This window comes from Paratractidigestivibacter sp., assembly GCF_963660155.1.
In the GTDB taxonomy this organism is placed as follows: Bacteria; Actinomycetota; Coriobacteriia; order Coriobacteriales; family Atopobiaceae; genus Paratractidigestivibacter.
On record NZ_CAVKWG010000048.1, the window covers coordinates 1 to 17053 of the forward strand.

At 62.8% G+C, this 17053-nt stretch carries 18 protein-coding genes and 1 tRNA gene; all 19 read right to left on the reverse strand.

Annotation, left to right across the window (positions count from 1 at the left end):
• Nucleotides 1-54 precede the first annotated feature (54 nt).
• The 19 genes from U5709_RS09125 to rpoD all read right to left on the reverse strand — a co-directional run bounded on the left by U5709_RS09125 (nucleotide 55) and on the right by rpoD (nucleotide 17037).
• Entirely contained in the window at nucleotides 55-2433 is a 2379-nt protein-coding gene (locus U5709_RS09125; RefSeq protein WP_321973254.1) for a ComEC/Rec2 family competence protein, read from the reverse strand.
• Nucleotides 2426-3028 (reverse strand): ComEA family DNA-binding protein, encoded by a 603-nt coding sequence (locus U5709_RS09130; RefSeq protein WP_321970867.1) that lies wholly within the window; start codon nucleotides 3026-3028, stop codon nucleotides 2426-2428. The genes U5709_RS09125 and U5709_RS09130 overlap by 8 nt, the downstream gene beginning before the upstream one ends.
• 343 nt (nucleotides 3029-3371) lie before the next feature.
• Nucleotides 3372-4631 (reverse strand): tRNA uracil 4-sulfurtransferase ThiI, encoded by a 1260-nt coding sequence (gene thiI, locus U5709_RS09135; protein ID WP_321970866.1) that lies wholly within the window; start codon nucleotides 4629-4631, stop codon nucleotides 3372-3374.
• 2 nt (nucleotides 4632-4633) lie between these two features.
• Nucleotides 4634-4918 (reverse strand): DNA-directed RNA polymerase subunit omega, encoded by a 285-nt coding sequence (locus tag U5709_RS09140; RefSeq protein WP_321970865.1) that lies wholly within the window; start codon nucleotides 4916-4918, stop codon nucleotides 4634-4636.
• Complete coding sequence (gene gmk / locus U5709_RS09145) at nucleotides 4919-5497, reverse strand: guanylate kinase (RefSeq protein WP_321970864.1); 579 nt, start codon at nucleotides 5495-5497, stop codon at nucleotides 4919-4921.
• A gap of 2 nt (nucleotides 5498-5499) precedes the next feature.
• Complete coding sequence (gene mihF / locus U5709_RS09150; RefSeq protein WP_321970863.1) at nucleotides 5500-5808, reverse strand: integration host factor, actinobacterial type; 309 nt, start codon at nucleotides 5806-5808, stop codon at nucleotides 5500-5502.
• Nucleotides 5809-6055: 247 nt separating this feature from the next.
• A complete protein-coding gene (gene pyrF / locus U5709_RS09155) occupies nucleotides 6056-6778 on the reverse strand; it encodes an orotidine-5'-phosphate decarboxylase (RefSeq protein ID WP_321973255.1) in 723 nt (240 codons plus the stop codon).
• On the reverse strand, nucleotides 6772-7698 hold the full coding sequence (locus U5709_RS09160; protein ID WP_321970861.1) for a dihydroorotate dehydrogenase: 927 nt from the start codon (nucleotides 7696-7698) through the stop codon (nucleotides 6772-6774). The genes pyrF and U5709_RS09160 overlap by 7 nt, the downstream gene beginning before the upstream one ends.
• Entirely contained in the window at nucleotides 7698-8489 is a 792-nt protein-coding gene (locus U5709_RS09165; RefSeq protein WP_321970860.1) for a dihydroorotate dehydrogenase electron transfer subunit, read from the reverse strand. The genes U5709_RS09160 and U5709_RS09165 overlap by 1 nt, the downstream gene beginning before the upstream one ends.
• 10 nt (nucleotides 8490-8499) lie before the next feature.
• A complete protein-coding gene (locus U5709_RS09170; RefSeq protein ID WP_321970859.1) occupies nucleotides 8500-9798 on the reverse strand; it encodes a dihydroorotase in 1299 nt (432 codons plus the stop codon).
• The gene (locus U5709_RS09175; RefSeq protein ID WP_321970858.1) at nucleotides 9782-10717 is read right to left on the reverse strand and encodes an aspartate carbamoyltransferase catalytic subunit; all 936 of its coding nucleotides are present in this window, start codon (nucleotides 10715-10717) and stop codon (nucleotides 9782-9784) included. Before U5709_RS09175 ends, U5709_RS09170 begins: the two co-directional genes overlap by 17 nt.
• Nucleotides 10717-11286, reverse strand: coding sequence for a bifunctional pyr operon transcriptional regulator/uracil phosphoribosyltransferase PyrR (gene pyrR, locus U5709_RS09180; protein WP_321973256.1), 570 nt, complete (start codon nucleotides 11284-11286; stop codon nucleotides 10717-10719). Before pyrR ends, U5709_RS09175 begins: the two co-directional genes overlap by 1 nt.
• 205 nt (nucleotides 11287-11491) lie before the next feature.
• Nucleotides 11492-12262, reverse strand: coding sequence for an ABC transporter ATP-binding protein (locus tag U5709_RS09185; protein ID WP_321970856.1), 771 nt, complete (start codon nucleotides 12260-12262; stop codon nucleotides 11492-11494).
• Nucleotides 12263-12278: 16 nt separating this feature from the next.
• Nucleotides 12279-13112, reverse strand: coding sequence for an ABC transporter permease (locus U5709_RS09190; protein ID WP_321973257.1), 834 nt, complete (start codon nucleotides 13110-13112; stop codon nucleotides 12279-12281).
• A gap of 140 nt (nucleotides 13113-13252) precedes the next feature.
• Nucleotides 13253-13327, reverse strand: a tRNA-Asn gene (locus U5709_RS09195).
• Between the two features lie 104 nt (nucleotides 13328-13431).
• Complete coding sequence (locus U5709_RS09200; RefSeq protein WP_321970854.1) at nucleotides 13432-14016, reverse strand: hypothetical protein; 585 nt, start codon at nucleotides 14014-14016, stop codon at nucleotides 13432-13434.
• A complete protein-coding gene (locus U5709_RS09205; protein ID WP_321970853.1) occupies nucleotides 14013-14960 on the reverse strand; it encodes an amidohydrolase family protein in 948 nt (315 codons plus the stop codon). The genes U5709_RS09200 and U5709_RS09205 overlap by 4 nt, the downstream gene beginning before the upstream one ends.
• Nucleotides 14961-14991: 31 nt before the next feature.
• Nucleotides 14992-15525 carry a hypothetical protein gene (locus U5709_RS09210; protein ID WP_321970852.1) on the reverse strand — a complete coding sequence of 178 codons (534 nt, stop codon included), beginning with the start codon at nucleotides 15523-15525 and terminating at the stop codon, nucleotides 14992-14994.
• A gap of 135 nt (nucleotides 15526-15660) precedes the next feature.
• On the reverse strand, nucleotides 15661-17037 hold the full coding sequence (gene rpoD / locus U5709_RS09215; protein ID WP_321970851.1) for an RNA polymerase sigma factor RpoD: 1377 nt from the start codon (nucleotides 17035-17037) through the stop codon (nucleotides 15661-15663).
• Nucleotides 17038-17053: the final 16 nt, after the last annotated feature.

Below are 17053 nucleotides of genomic sequence, written 5' to 3' on the forward strand. Positions count from 1 at the left end.
TGCGAAAAGGGGACTGTCCCCAAACCGCAGGCCGCCTGCCCTGAGCCGCAGCGTCTATTCAGTTGTCAAAGTACGTTTAGTGCACTTGACCTGCGGCCCGTTTAAGCCTGGACTCACGGTCACGTCGCCTACGTCCTTGGTGCACAAGAAGAGCGCGCCCGCCGACTCGACCGCGTCGATGCACTCCTGCCTCGGGTGCTTGTAGCGGTTGTTCTCGCCGGCGCTCGCCACGGCCACCTCCGGGAGCAGCACAGAGGCCTCCTGTTCGGTTATCGACGCAGCCGAGCCGTGGTGGCCGACTTTAAGAAAATCGATGTCCCCCACCGCCCCGGACGAGATGACCTGCTCGAGCTGATCGCTCTCGGCGTCCCCGGTGAGAAGCGCCGTCAGTCTCCCCTGCGCCCGCTCGTAGGAAACCTTGAGCACGACGGAATCGGCGTTCTCGTCGCCTTGCACCGGCTCCTCGGGCCAGACGGCACGGGCCCTGAAGGCGCCGATACTCAAAGCCTGCCCGAACGAGATCTCCGTCGCCTCCTTGCCGGTAAGTTTGCGAATCGCAACGGAGAGGTCAGAGGGGATGTTCTTCTTGACGCCCTTTGCGACGTAAACCTGATCGCAGCCGAGCACCCCGACGAGGTCATCGAGACCGCCGACGTGGTCGTCATCGAGGTGTGTGAGGACAATGGCGTCGAGGTGAAGCACGTGGTTTCTTGCCAGAGCCGTCGCGACCGCGGAGTCGACACCCGCGTCCACCATGAGCGATGAGGCGCCGTCGCGAACCAGGACGGCGTCTGCCTGCCCCACGTCCATGACGCAGATCGATGCAGGGACAAAATACCTCCAGTGCACGAGGTAAACGAACATCGCGACAACTATCGCGGAAAGAAACCCAAGGAGTGCCCGTCTTCTTGCCTTTGGCCAAAAGACGAGCAGCAAAGTTGCGCAGGCCACGAACACGGCCCAGCACACCGTGGCGTCGCAATCCACGGACACGCAGGCGAGGGGCACCCCGGCAAAGAGGTGAATCACCTGGATGAAAACAGAACCCAGCACCGTGGCGGGGCTGAGCGCAAAGTCGCCGAACGGAAGCAGCGAGCAGCCTGCCGCTATAACGCCTGCCCCAAGCAACGGCGAGAACAGCGCCCCCAGCGCGATATTCGCGATAGGTGCGATGAGCGACAGCTTGCCGAACGCCGGAAGGCACACGGGGGCCGAGGCGAGCTGGCAGACAATCGAGGTGGCAACCGATTGAAACATGTAGTTTTTGATTCTGCGTACATGAGGCCGCGCCCACTCGGGGGCGCGAAGGACCGGCTGATCCACGCTGGTAAGGCACATGACCTGGTGCTCGGCGTACTTGCCAAAGAGGCAGATCCCCCCGACGCAAAGAAGCGAGAGAAGAAAGCCCATCTGGCCCGTTGAGCTCGGGTCCAAAAGCACAATGAGGCAGCCCATAACGCTCATGGCGGACAAGGGATGCCCACGCCTCCCGGCAAGCTCCGATGCGCCGGCTGCCATCGACATGAGCCAGCTGCGCACCGCCGAGAGCGGGCTTCCGCAGAACACGACGAAAACTCCCGTGGCCAAAATGAGCACGACCAGGCGCGCGACCTTGCCTAAGCGCGTCCGCTTTATCGCGCGCGCGAGCAGCGACGACACGAGCGCGAGGTGGCTCCCCGACACCGCGATCAGGTGCGAGGCCCCGCAAACGGCGAAGTCGTCATCGAGCCCGAGCTCTTTGAGAGGGACCGAGTAGCCGCAGACCAGACCTGCCATCAGGGCGCCAGCGGGCGTCTCTTTCCCCTCCGGGCAAAACGATTCGATGACAGCAAGGCGAAGTTTGAGAAGCTCGCCGTAGAGCCCCGCAGCCAGTTCATGCCTCGTCACGCGAACCAGCGAAACGGTGCCGCAGATGCCTTGGCCGGCCGAGCTTCTTCCCCAGTCGTCCGCAGCGTTGGCTTTATAGCGGCCCACCGCGCGCAACGTCTCGCCTCGTCCGAATTCCTCGGGGCAAGAAACCCACACGAAGCCATGCTCGCCATCTGGGCCCACGGCCCGTGCCCGTCCACGCCATGACGAAGCGCCGTGCGTCATGTCCGACACGAGTTCAAACGACCAGGAAGAGACCGCGGAGGAGCCGAGGGCGGAGCCGCACGCCTCGGTGCGCGCGGCAGCGAGCGACGCCGCGCCGCAGGATAGGAGACCAACGAAGGAGACGATGGTCAACACAGGCCCAAGGGCGCAGAGCCGGCCGCGCGCCATGACGATTCCCGCAACAGCCACGAAGGCCGTGACGCACGCGAAGGCGATGGCAACGCCGCGCCAATCCCCCTGAGCTCGCATGATCAACTGCGACACCGCGATGGCGCCGGCGAGCCCGTAAGCCGCGGCAGGTATCGCGGGGCGAGGCGGCATGGGCGGCAACTTAGACACAGATATGGCCCTTGATCTTTGCGAACTTCTTCTCGCCGATGCCCGAGACGCGCATAAGGTCCTCCGGCGACGAGAACGGCCCGTTGGCATCCCGATCATCGATAATGGCCTGCGCCGTGGCCTCCCCCACCCCCGATAGCGTCTGGAGGTCGGCTGAGGTGGCCGTGTTGATGTTGACGAGCCCGTTGCTCGCGGCGGTCGATGAGGAGGTGCCGGATGAATCGCTCGTGGCCGTCGATGGGGCCGAGCCTAGCTCCTCTGTAGTCGGGACATGCACCTTGGCTCCGTCCTCTAAAGGCGCGGCGAGGTTGATGGTCGAGGTGTCGGCCCCCTCCGTCATGCCCCCCGCGGCAAGAACCGCGTCGTTCACGCGGGCGCCCTCGACCAAGGTGAAGACGCCCGGAGCCGCCACAGCGCCGTCTACGTGGACGACTATCTGGGCTTTTACCTCTTCCCTCTTGGCAGCGCCCTCATCTGCGGCAGCAGTCTCCGCCGTTCCGGAGCGCTCGATCGTGACGCCGCCGGTGCCGCCCGCAATCGCGACCCCAACTGCGACAGCGGCCACGAGCAGCACACAGAAAAGCCCGGCGGTCACCTTCCCGCCTGTGAGGCCATATCGCCGGCCGAGCCTTCGAGCCCTTGTGATTACCCCTGGTTTATGAGTCTGAGACACCGCGACCACCCCCAAACAATCGTTGCCGATTTAGGGTCCAGCCATTGGCACGAAGACAAAAATGGTTAAATTTGTCTTGCAGAATTCTAACCGAATTCTTACCGAATTCTTACGGCGATTTGCGTTTACGCAGGTCAACAAGGAGTGTAAGAAACGTATTTTCAGAAAACATAATTGTGTTCTTCACACCTAATTCGCAAAACAAAAATGGCGCGCCCCGAAGGGCGTGCCATTTCAAACTAAGGCAAAATCGCAAGCCTAAAATCTACTGCGCCTCGCTCGCGCGCTTCTCGGGAGCGGGCCCGAGCTCGGAGTGATGGGTGCGCAGCCTACCCTTGGGCGCATGGTAGCTCGGGCACTGGCTGAAGTCCTTATACTCGATGTTGTCCACGAGCTCCTCGAGCATCGCCGCGTGATCGAAGCTGTCCCACGCCTCGAGGACCTGCTCCATGCGCGCGTGCGTCTCGGGACGGCGCGGCATAAAGAGTGTGCAGCAGTCGGGCGCCGTCTGGCAAGAGATGTCGTACGTGCCGATCTCCTGCGCGCGGCGGATGATCTCCTGCTTATCGGAGCCGATGAGCGGACGGAGAACCGGGATGTTCACGCACTCGTTGACCGCATGGATGTTCTCCAGCGTCTGAGAAGCGACCTGTCCGAGCGACTCGCCGGTTACGAGCGCCTTTGCCCCCTCGAGAGCAGCGATGCGCTCAGCGACCTGGAACATAAGCCGGCGATACATGATGATGCGCAGGCTCTGCGGCACGGCAAGCGAGATCTCGCGCTGCTTGTCGCCGATGGGACACACGTACATGCGCCCCACGACGCCGGACGGCGCCAAGGCGTCGACGATGTCTTGGCAGAGCCATTCGCTCATGTCGCTCGTCTGCGGGCGGCCCGAGAAGTGTATGGGCACGCAAACCGCGCCGCGGCGACCGACCATCCAAGTGGCCACCGGGGAGTCGAAGCCGCTCGAGAGCAGCGTGACGACCTTACCGGCCGTACCCACTGGAAGGCCGCCGACGCCGGGAGCGGAAGCGGCGTAGACATAGGTCGAGCCCTGGACGACGTGCACGACGACGGTAACGTCGGGGTTGTGCACGTCGACCTTCTTGTCGGGGAACGCCTCGCAAAGAGCCGAGCCGACGAGCTGGTTCATCTCGAGCGTGTGGCGCCCGTAGGTGGTGGAGCTGCGCCGCGCGTGCACCTTGAAGCTGTGGAACTCCCCCGCCTCGCCAAGGGCCTTGATGGCGGAGTCGATGAACTCGCCCTCATCAAGCCCCGTGCGATACGCCAAAGAGACGCGCGCCACGCCGGGCACGCGCCTAATAGCGTCGGCCATGGCCTCTGAGGCCTGGCGATCAACGGATTCCACGACCACATAGCCCGAGATGCGCTGGATATCGCGCACGTCGAACGACTTGAGTGCGCGGTGCAGGTTGGTGACGAGCTGGTTCTCGAAGGTCGAGCGATTCTTGCCCTTAAGGCCGATCTCGTGATAGTGAACCAGGCAGAGTCTCTCGGCCATCGCTAGTCGGCGATCGAGTTGGCGCCCTTGATGTCCCCGTCAAACTCTTCCTTGACGAAGCCCAAGGTACCGGACTCGACCTCCTCCATAGCGATGGAGACGGTGTCCTTGCCGGAGACGACGGTGGTGATGTCGTCGAATTCCTGGATCGCCGCGACGCGCAGGTGCTGGCCACGAATCATGTTGTTGATGTCGCAGGCGCGCTTGGAAGCGATGGAGCAAAGCAGGAACGGGTTGTGCTCGGTCTTCTCGAGCAGGGTATCGATGCTGGGCTTGGTGACGGACATCTAAAGAGACCTTTCCTTCGTCTCGTATGAATCTATCAGGTCGGCGAGCTCGCCGACGGCGCGGACGAGGTCGTCGTTGACGATGCGAACATCGTAATCGGCGGCGGCCTCAAGCTCGGACGCGGCGTTCGAGAGCCTGAGTCGAACAGTCTGCTCATCCTCGGTCCCACGGCCGCGGAGCCTTCTCTCGAGCTCCTCTGCGGAAGGGGGCTCGATGAAGACGAGCACGGTGTCGGGGCGCACCCGGCGAATATTGAGCCCGCCTTGCACGTCGATCTCGAGCACAACGGAGCGACCCTCGCCAAAAAACCTGTCGACCTCGCTCAAAAGCGTGCCGTACCGATTACCGTGGACGTTGGCCCACTCGAGGAACTCGCCCGCCTCGACGCGGCGCTCGAACTCCTCCTCGGAGAGGAAGTAGTAGGAGACGCCTTCCTTCTCCCCCGCGCGGGGAGTTCTCGTCGTCGCAGAAACCGTCAGGCCTAGGGAAGGAACACGCTGGCGCAACTCTGCGACCAGCGTGCCCTTACCTACGCCTGACGGTCCGGACACAACGAATAAATGCGGTGTCCTCGTCATTTTTACTTGGAGAGAACCTCGATGAGCTGCTCGCGCTGACGGGCGCCGAGGCCCTTGACGCGACGGGTGGCGGAGATGCCCAGCTCGTCCATGATCTTTGCGGCCTTGGCCTTGCCGTACCCCGGGAGAGACTCGATGAGGGCGGAGACCTTCATGCGGTTGGCGATGGAATCGTCGGAATCGAGGACGTCGGCAAGGGAGACCTTGCCGGACTTGATCTTCTCGCGGAGCTCAGCGCGCTCGTGGCGGGCCTGGGCGGCCTTCTCGAGGGCGGCCTTGCGCTGCTCGGGCGTAAGCTGGGGTAGAGCCATTGTGTCCTCCAAACATATAGCTGTTAAAAAGCCGTCTGCCGGCTAGAGGTGCCGGCTGGACTTGCCGTCAATTACTATGCCCATTTACCTGCCCAATTGCAAGAAGAAATCGAAAAAGCCCAGCTCAGCGGCTATAACTTTTTCACAACTGGTAGGTATTTGGACGTAAATAGCGCAAAAACCGCCGCTCACGGGACGTTTTGGGCCCCTTGACCGGCGGTTTCGCGAAAATTGTTGAACTTGTAGATTAGGCCATGAGCTCGGCGCAGATGGCGTCGAAGGCGGCCACGGGGTCGTCCGCGGCCGTGATCGGGCGGCCAATGACGAGCTTGGACGCGCCAGCCTCGATGGCGGCTGCGGGCGTGGCGATGCGCTTCTGATCGCCCACCTCGGCGCCCGCGGGGCGGACGCCCGGGGTGACGATCCACGCGTCAGGGCCGAGAAGCTCGCGCATCTCCGCGGCCTCCTGCGGGGAGCAGACGATGCCGTCGGCTCCAGCGCCGTAGGAGAGCTTGGCCAGGCGCGAGACCTCCTCGTTGATGGGGCAGGTAACGCCGATGGACTCGAGGGCGTCCTGGTCCATGCTGGTGAGGACCGAGATGGCAACCAGGCGGGTGCGCTCGCGGCCGGTCTTCTCGGCGGCCTCCTCGGCGCCCTTGCGAGCAGCCTCGATCATGGCGGCGGTGCCCAGGCCGTGGATGGACAGGATGTCCGCACCCGTCATGGATGCGGCGCGCACGGCGCCCTGGACCTGGAACGGGATGTCGTGGACCTTGAGGTCCAGGAACACCTTGAGGCCGCGCTCGTGCATGGCCTCGACGATGGCCGGGCCCTCGGCATAGAAAAGCGTCATGCCGACCTTCACCCAAGTGGCCTTCTCGCCGAGCATGTCGGCGAGCTCGAAGGCGCGCTCGCGGCTGCAGTCAAGTGCGATGATCACCTTGTCGGAAGCTTCTTCGTAGCTCAGCATTCCACAGCTCCAATCAGTTCGTTGATGTCGGATACGCCCTGCTCGGCGGCCCAAGCGGCAAGCCCGTCCACGATCTTTGAGGCCGCGGCGGGGTCATAGAAGTTGGCGGTGCCCACCGTGACGGAGGTGGCGCCTGCCAAAATCATCTCGGCCGCGTCCTCCCAGGTGGCGACGCCGCCCATGCCGTTGATCGCGATCTTTACGGCCTGCGCGGCCTCCCAGACCATGCGCACGGCGATGGCGTGGATGGCGGGGCCGGAGACGCCGCCGGTGGGCTTGGAGAGCATGCTCCTGCGCGTGCGGACGTTCAAGTGCATGCCGTTGATGGTGTTGATGAGGCAGAGGGCATCGGCGCCCTCTGCCTCGATGGCGCGGGCAATCTCGGGCACGCGCACCGGGGCCATCTTGACAAGGAGCGGGCGCTTGACGCGGGCGCGCACCGCTGCGACGACCTCGGCGGCAGACTCGGGCGTGCCGCCAACAAGGGCACCTCCGCGGGCGATGTTGGGGCAGGAGATGTTCATCTCGACGCCCGAGCACCACGGAGCGAGCTCCTCGATCTTCTCGACGGCGGCTACGTACTCCTCCACCGAGTGGCCGGCCGCCTGCAGGATGACGCGGCATCCGCGCTGCTCGAGGCCCTGCAGGTACTCCCCGCACTTGTCGAGCATGCCGGCGATGCCGGGGTTGGCGAGGCCGACGGTGTTCATCATGCCGGAGGGGACCTCGCACATGCGCGGCTCGGGGTTTCCGGTCCAGGGCTCGGCGGAGCAGCCCTTGGTAGTGATGGCCCCCAGGCGAGAAACGTCGAAGAAGCCCTCGAACTGCCAGCCAAAGCCAAAGGTGCCGGAAGCCGTGTTCACGGGGTTTTGCATCTTGACGCCGCCGAGGTCGACGGCCATGGAAACGTTGTTCTCCATTACCACGCCACCTCCTTGGCGTCAAAGACCGGGCCGTCCATGCAGCAGGACTTGTAGGTGCCGTCTGCCATGGAGACGTTGCAGGTGTTGCAGGCGCCGAACGTGCACGACATCATGCGCTCCATGGAGACCTGGCAGGAAACGCCAGCATCGGCGCACATCTTGGCGATGCCGCGCATCATGACCTGCGGCCCGCAGGTGTAGACGGTGTCGTAGATGCCGCCGGCGAGAAGCTCCGCGAGGGCGTCTGTGGTGAAGCCCTTGATGCCTGCCGTGCCGTCGTCGGTAGTGACGAGCGCCTGGCCGGCGCCGAGCTCGGAGAGGGCCTCCGCGCCCCAGAGCTTCTCGGCCGCCTGCGCGCCGAGGATGCCGTCGAACGCGACGCCGTTATCGGCCAGAAGCCGGGCGGCCGCGACCACGGGGGGAGCACCCACGCCGCCGCCGATGACGATGGAGCGGCCCTGGCCCTCGCGCACCGACCAGCCGTTGCCGGAGGGGCCGAGGACGCTGGACTTCTCGCCCGCAGCCATGCGGGAGAGGGCGCGGGTGGCCTCGCCCACAAGGGCGTAGATGATCTCGATGGTGCCGGCCTCGGCGTCCGCGTGCGCAAAGGAGAGCGGCACGCGCAGAATCTGCTTCGCACCCGGCACGAGGAAGTTCATGAACTGCCCCGGGCGGATAGCTGCCGCGAGCACAGGCGCCGAGAAGACCATGCGGTAGAGCCCCTCGGCTGCCGGCTCGTTTTCCACGACCGTGAACTCGTATTCGTGGACCTTTGAAGTGGGGGTCATGGCCTCTCCCCTACTGCGGGCTTACGACGCCGTCGGCCAGGGTGCGCTTGCCGGCGACGAAGACGTCGGTCGCGACGCCCGTGAGGGTCCGGCCGAGCCACGCGGAGTTCTTGGAGCGACTCTGGAGGTACTCGGGGGTGATCTCGACGGATGCCTTGGGGTCGATGAGGGTGAGGTCGGCCACGGAGCCCTCGGTCACGCTGACGGGGTCGAGGCGCAGCAGGCGGCGCGGGTTCACGGCCATGACCTCGACGAGGCGAGCCCAGCTCATCTTGCCGGTGGAGACGAGGTTCTGGACCATGAGCGGCAGCGAGGTTTCGAGGCCCACGATGCCGAAGAACGAGATCTCCCACTCGCAGTCCTTCTCGTGCTGGGCGTGGGGCGCGTGGTCGGTGACGATGCAGTCGACCGAGCCGTCCAGCACGCCCTCGCGAAGCGCCGCGGCATCGTCGGCGCGGCGCAGCGGCGGGTTCATCTTGAGGTTCGTGTCGTAGGCGTCGGTGATGTCGTCCTCGCAGAGGAACAGGTGGTGCGGGGTGACCTCGCAGGTGACGGGCAGGCCGTCCGCCTTGGCGGCGCGCACGAGGTCGAGGCCCTTGCGCGTGGAGATGTGGCAGATGTGCAGCGGGCACTTGGTGAGGCGAACGAGCTCGATATCGCGGTAGATCTCGAGCTCCTCGGCCAAGGCCGGCCAGCCGAACATGCCGAGGCGCGTGGAGGCGCGGCCCTCGTTGATGACGCCGTGGCCCGAGAGCGACTCGATCTCGCAGTGCGCGAGCGCAACGCGGTCGAACTGCGCGATGTACTCCATGCAGGTGCGCATCATGCCGGCGGACTGCACGCCGTGGCCGTCATCGGAGAAGGCGGCGGCGCCGGCGGAGACCATGTCGCCGATCTCGGCGAGCGACTCGCCCTTCTCGCCGCGCGTCATGGCGCCGATGGGGCGCACGTGGCAGAGGCCCGCCGCGTTTCCGCGCTCGATCTGGTAGCGGACCTCGGCGCCGGTATCGGTCACGGGGTCGGTGTTGGGCATCGTGGCGACGTCGGTGAAGCCGCCGTGGACGGCCGCGGCCGAGCCTGTCTCGATGGTCTCCTTGTACTCGAAGCCGGGGTCGCGGAAGTGGACGTGCATATCCACGAGGCCAGGGACGAGGTACTTGTCGTGCGCGTCGATGACGACGGCGCCCTCCGGAGCCTCGAGGGCCTCGGACACGGCCGCGATCTTCTCGCCGTCGATCAAAACGTCGCGGAAGCCGTCGAGGCCGACCTGCGGGTCGACGACGTGGGCGCCCTTAAGCAGAAATGCCATTGTTCTCTCCTCCCAGCAGCAGGTACATCTCGGCCATGCGGGTGAGCACGCCGGCGTTTACCTGGGTCAGAATCCTCGACTTCGCGCAATCGGCGACGTCCGCGTTGATCTCCATGCCGCGGTTCATCGGGCCGGGGTGGCAAATGATGGCCTCCGGGCGCATCTTGTTGACGCGGCTCATGTCGAGGCCCCACAGGCGGTTGTACTCGCGACGAGACGGGATGGAGGCGCCCTCCATGCGCTCGAGCTGAACACGCAGCATGTAGACGACGTCCATCTCGGGGATCACGGAATCGAAGTCGGCGGTCTGCGGCACGCCGTAGTAGTCGGGGTCGTCCACCTGGAAGGTCGGGGGGCCGACGAGCGTGACGTCTGCGCCGACCGTCTTGAGCGCGGGGACGAGCGAGCCGCAGACGCGGCTGTGAGAGAGGTCGCCAACGATGGCGACCTTCAGGCCGTCAAGGTGGCCGAAGTTCTTGCGGATGGTGTAGAGGTCGAGCATGGCCTGCGTGGGATGCTGGTGCTTGCCGTCACCGGCGTTGATCACGATGGCGTCGGTGTGCTCGGTAATCTTCTGCGGGGTACCGGCGAGCTTGGCGCGGCAGATGAACATATCGACGTTCATGGCGTCGATGGTCTGGATGGTGTCGGCCAGCGACTCGCCCTTGACGACCGACGACGTGGAGCCGCCCATGGAGAGCGAGTCGGCCGAGAGGCGCTTCTCGGCGAGCTCAAAGGAGCTCTTGGTGCGCGTGGAGGGCTCAAGGAACAGGTTCACGATGGTGCGGCCGCGAAGGGCGGGTACCTTCTTGATGGCGCGGCTGTTCACGTCCTCGAACGCGCGGGCCGTGTCGAGAATCTGGTAGATGTCGTCCTCGGTGAGGCTCGTGGTGTCGATCAGGTGCTTGACGGAAAGCATTACTTGGCACCTCCATTGTTTTTCTGGGGCTTGGTCCAAATCTCGACCGACGTGGTGTCGTCGCTGGGCTTGAGGTTGACGCGGACGTCCTCATCGCGGGAAGACGGGACGTTCTTGCCAACGTAATCGGCGCGGATGGGCAGCTCACGGTGCCCGCGGTCGACCATGACGGCAAGCTGTACGGTCTTGGGGCGGCCGTAGTCGATGAGCGCGTCGAGCGCAGAGCGGATGGTGCGCCCGGTGTAGAGGACGTCGTCGACCAAGATGATGTCGTGGTCGTCGACGTTAAACGGGATGTTCGTGCTGTGGAGCACAGGCGCGATCGCACGGCTCACGTCGTCGCGATAGAAGCTGATGTCGAGTGTGCCCACCGGCGGGCGGACCCCCTCGATCTTCTCGATCTCGTCTGCGAGCAGCGGGGCGATAACGGCTCCCCTGCTCACGATACCGACGATGCCGATGCCCCCGGCGCCCTCGTTTCGCTCGATGACCTCATGGGCAATGCGGGTGAGCGCGCGGCCCATCGCCCGCTCGTCCATGATCTGAGCCTTGAGCCTGGCCTCTTCCATGGGACTCCCTTCGACAAAAAAGATGCCCTGACCGAAGCGGTACAGGACATCCAGCATGTATATGGGTCGCCTCATGGGGCTTCTCAACCTTGCTGGTCTCTCGTACCGCGCTTAAAGGTTCTTGTTCACCTTACAACTGCGCGAGAGTCCGGGCAAGAAACAATCTGCGAAAGGACCTGCAGCCCTCTGACGGAGGGCGCGCGGCCTACTTGAACTGGTTCCCGTAAGCCTCGAGGACCTCCTTGGAGGGGCCGTCCATACGCTGCTGGCCCTTCTCGATCCAGACGCAGCGGTCGCAGATCTCGGCCACCTGCTCCATGGAGTGGCTGACAAAAAGAACCGTGACCTTACCGGAGTCGATGAAGGAACGGATGCGGTTCAAGCACTTCTCCTGGAAGAAGACGTCGCCAACCGAGAGGGTCTCGTCGACGATGAGCAGGTCGGGCTCGGTAACCGTGGCAATGGCGAAGGCGATGCGCGCGACCATGCCGCTGGAATAGTTCTTGAGCGGCATCTCGAGGAAGTCCTGGAGCTCAGCGAAGTCGACGATATCCTGCAGGTGCTCGTCGATGAAATCGTGACTGTAGCCCAGCAGGGCTCCGTTTAGGTAGATGTTCTCAAGAGCCGTCAGCTCTGCGTCAAAGCCGGCACCCAACTCGATGAGCGGCGCAATATTGCCTCGGACGGTAATATCGCCCTCAGAAGGATCGAGCACGCCGGCGATGCACTTGAGCATCGTGGACTTGCCGGAGCCGTTCGTGCCGACGAGACCGACGATCTCGCCGCGCTTGACCTTGAACGAGATGTGGTTGAGCGCGCGGAACTCCTTGAAGAAGAGCTCATGCTTCATTGCCTTGATGAAGTACTCCTTGAGGTTGGTTAGGACCTCGGAGGCCATATTGAAAATCATCGAGACGTCATTTACCTCAATGGCGTAGTCCTCGTCAGGAGAGGCCGGAAGAGAGTAATAACCCATGCTTAAAGGACCTTATCTAAATGTAGAGGATGAACTTGTGTTCGGTCTTCTTAAAAACGAGTATGCCAGCGATGAGGGCGACTAAGGCCCAGACAGCAGCGAGAAGCAGGCACATGCGCGAAGGCGTGGATTGATAAACAATAGCCGAGCGCATGATCTCAAGATAATTGAACATCGGATTGATCTTAACAACGGCAATAACAATAGCAGGGACCTGCGGGTTGTCGGTCAGTAGCTTCAGGCTCCAAAAGATTGGAGTGAGGTACATCCATGCGGTCAACATGACGCTCCAGAGGTGAATCATGTCGCGGAAAAACACGGCAAGAGAACCGATGAGCATGCCAATGCCAATGCAGAAAAGAATAAGAAAGAATAGGCCAACAAACATCCATAAAATGTGAATAGTAGGCGAGATTTGAAAGAAGAGCATGACAACGGCCACGGCAATGAGACTGAACGCGAAGTTGACCACGGCAGAGAAGACCTTCTGAACAGGAAAAACCCAGCGGTCGATCTTAACTTTTTTAAGCAGGGAAGATGCCATAATGATTGAGTTAAGTCCCCCGTTAGTAGCATCGTTCATAAGGGTGAAAGTGATGTTGCCTACGATGAGGTAAAGAGGGTAGTTAGCGATATCAGAACTCGTAAGAAAATAACTAAACACAAAGCTCATAATGATCATCATGAGCAGCGGGTTCAAAACGCTCCAAATGACGCCGAGGACACTTCGACGGTAACGAAGCTTAAAATCTTTACCGACGAGCTGCTGAAGAATAAAGAGGTCCTTAGCGAAACGACCTTTGGTGTGAGCCTTGCGCAACGTCTTTGCGTCTGCGGTACCGGAAACCAAAATTCCTCCCATATAGTCGTCGAGTCTACGCCTAATAATTCATCCCCAAAAGAATTTATCACAGGCTATCTATACCCACGTAAAAGCCGTAAACAGTGCTCAGCATATAAAAAAACCCGACAGAGCCGGGTTGAAAATTCTGGCTCCCCGGGCAGGATTCGAACCTGCGACACGCTGATTAACAGTCAGCTGCGCTACCACTGCGCCACCGGGGAATATGTTTTACGCTGTCTTTGCGCAAGAAAGTACTATACGCACATGTGACGCTCAATGCAACCCAAAATCTCAAAAAAGTTTGTGGTCAACAATAAAACGCTGCTCAGAACCCCATAAGAGCCGAAATGAGGGCATGGTTTCCGTTCTCGTCGACGATCCAGGAGCCGTCATTCTTTGTCAGCGTCACGTCAACCAAGCGCTTATCGAGCGACGCCGCGCGGATGCATTCGAGCAAGGACTTGCCGGCGGTGCCATAGAGCTCCGACTCATCGGGGTACCCCCCGTCCTCGAGCGCTTGCGCCGTGTAGGCCTCCTTGAGGGCATCGAGGACCTTTGAGAACGAGCGACAGGTCAGCGACACCTTTGCCGTGGCGATGGAGCCCTCGAAGCCCACCTCGTCGACCGTCCATCCGGCTCCGTCGAAGAGCGCGCGGACAAAATCGTCGCAGGAGACCTTGAGTTTCTCGACATCGGCCGCGCGCTCGCCGAGAAGCTCGGATCCGGAGAGCGTCGTGAGCTGGTTCAGCTGCGAGTCGACCGAGTCGCGCACGTTCTGCTCGTCCTCGCTCGTGGGGCCGCAACCGTAAAGCGAGGCCGTCGCTGCCGAGACGGCAGCGAGGCCGGCGAGGCGAAGGACGCCTCGCCGCGTGCAGACACGGCAGTTGGTCGAAGAAGCACCCGTCTTCATCGCTTCCCCGCCTCCGGAAGGCCGAGCAGGGCGCAAGCGTTGCCGTAAGCAACCGGCGCACGAAGGTCCTCGGGAAGAGCCGCATCGAGCAACTTGGCGAGCCGCACGTCCAGCGCAAGCGGCGTGAAGGGGTAATCCGATGCGTAGAGCAAACGCTCTTTCTCGGCAAGGTCAAGGATGCAGCCGAGCTGCTTTGGCACGACGGTGCCCGCGAGGTCGTAATAGAAACGCTTAAGCGAAGCCTCGACGTCGATGTCGCGCCCGCCTGCGACCATCTTCGACATGGGTGCGATGCGGTCGCAAATAATGGGCAGGTAGGCACCTGCGTGCGGCACGATCCACTTGATGTTCGGGTAGCGCTCCGGCAAGCTCTTGACCACCAGATTCACGACGGCGCGGCACGTGTCGAAGAAGAACTCCATCATCGGGAACGGCACGGTCTCGCAAACGCCCGAGGGCACGGCAGAGGGCTCCGTGGGGTGGATGAGGACAATCGCGCCGAGCTCGTCGAGCTTCGCCATAAGGGGGTCGAGACGGGCATCGCCGAGGTAGGTGCCGCGGGAGTTCGTCGGCAGGCAGAAGCCTTTGCATCCGGTGAGCTCGGCGCATCGCTGCGCCTCGGCCACGGCGGCATCCACGTCGGGCGTCGGCAGGCAGCCAAAAAACGCCAGCTTCTTTGGGCACTCGGTCGCGCACTCGCTCCCAAAATCGTTGCAGGCGCTCGCCACCTCGGCCGCCTCGGCATCGTCTCCCATGTACACGTGCGGAGACGAGACCGACATCACCGAGAAGTCGACGTCCAGCTCCTCCATAGCCGAAAGGTGCGCCTCAACCGACCAATCGGGCACGGGAAAGCCGCCGTCCAGGATGGTGAGCCCGCGTCGAGCGAGCATCTCGCGATACGCAGGCGGCAGGTAGTGCGCATGGACGTCGATCTTTCCCATAAGGTTTCCTCCCGCCTGTGGATTAGAGGAGTTATAGGCAAACCGAGTGGAGCGACTCGGACAAAGCGCCGGTCACGTCCCACTCTCCCCCATCCGTCTTGGAGATGTAGATGGTCGCTTCCTTCTGCTCGGACACGGTCGAATCGATGGCGTCGAGAATCACCTGCTTGCCCTCCTCGGCGTTGGCCTTGCCGGAAAGCAGATAGGCCTTGGCGATCGCGGTGATGGAGCGGCGCGTGAAGGTCACCTTGGCCTGAGCACTCGAGCCCGTGACGGACACCTCCCCGACCTGATAGTCGAAGCTGTCGAGATACGCGCGGCAGAGTTCCTCGTCGGTTAGTCCCACATCGTCGAGGTATTCCTGTATCCCCGCATCGGCCACAGCCTGCTCGGCGAGCGAAAAGGGCTCTCCCTCGCAGGACTTGAGCTCCGCGAGCGTGGACTCGATCTTTTGCTTGAGCGCATCGGAATCGCCCGTGGACGAGCCCGAGCAAGCGACGAGCGGCAAACAAACGAGTATCGCGAGCGCCAGGAAGACAAGGTGCGCGGCAAGTCTCTTCTTCATAACAGGCCCCTTTCGATTACAGACCCAGCTTACACACCGTGACAGCGGGCGCCGAGCAAAATCGGGCTAGGTTAGCCCAAACGTCTCGAAGTGTGCAAATAAGGCCCCGGTAAACCGGAGCCCATCAAAGGAAAGTTAGTCTTCCATGTAATCCTTGAGCTTGCCGGAGCGGCTCGGGTGGCGAAGCTTGGCCAGGGTCTTGGACTCGATTTGGCGGATGCGCTCGCGCGTGACGCCGAACTCGCGGCCGACCTCCTCGAGGGTGCGCGGGTGGCCGTCCTCGAGGCCGAAGCGGAACTTGATGACCTTGCGCTCACGGTCGGCCAAGGAGTCGAGCACCTGGTCGAGCTGCTCGCGAAGCATCGAGTCGGAAGCGGCATCAGGCGGGGCCACGGCGGTGGAGTCCTCGATGAAGTCGCCGAGGGAGGAATCCTCCTCCTCACCGATGGGAGTCTCGAGAGAGACGGGCTCCTGGCTGATCTTCTGGATCTCGCGCACTCGGTCGGGCGTCATGCCCATCTCGGCGCCGATCTCCTCGGGGGTCGGGTCGCGGCCGAGGTCTTGGAGCAGCTGGCGCTGCACGCGGATAAGCTTGTTGATGGTCTCGACCATGTGTACCGGAATGCGGATGGTGCGCGCCTGATCGGCAATGGCGCGCGTGATGGCCTGGCGAATCCACCAGGTCGCATAGGTCGAGAACTTGAAACCCTTGGTGTAGTCGAACTTCTCGACAGCGCGGATCAGGCCCAGGTTACCCTCCTGGATAAGGTCGAGGAACAGCATACCGCGGCCGACGTAGCGCTTGGCGATGGACACGACCAGGCGCAGGTTGGCGGAAATAAGCTGCTGTTTGGCCTCGAGGCCCACGGACTCGATGCGCATGAGGCGGCGCTGCTCGGCGCGGGTGAGCTCGATCTCGCCGTTCTCTGCGGCCTCGAGCTTCTCGGAGGCCTCGGTGCCGGCCTCGATCTTCATAGCCAGGTTGACCTCTTCGGATGCGGTGAGCAGGTCGACCTTGCCGATCTCCTTGAGGTACATGCGGACCGGGTCGCCGGTGAGCATGACGGTCGAGGTGTCGGTGCGGCGCGCGCGGGCGCGGCTGGAGCGCTTGGGCTTGGAGGTCTTGGCCTTGCCTACGGAGCGCATGGCCTCCTTGATGGCCTTGGCCTCGCTGACGGCCTCGGAGTCGCGCTCATCGTCGTCGTAGCCGCCGTCCTCGTCATCCTCCTCGTCATCGTCGTCATCGTCGCCGAAGTCGTCGTCGATGTCGGAATCGGAGGAGAAATCCTGGGAAGAGTCGCTCGACTCGGCCTCCACGACCTCGACGCCCTTGGAGCGCAAGCTCTCGTAGATGTCGTCGAGCTCGTCGCCGTCGACATCGATGTCCTGGATAGCGAGCTGGACATCGTCCTCGGAGACGCTGCCGCCCTTGGCGTCGCCCACGAGCCCGGTGACGATCTTCTCGAGTTCATCGGAGAGCCTGACCGTATCGTTGGTCTTCTTAGCTGCCACGTATTTCCCTTCGACG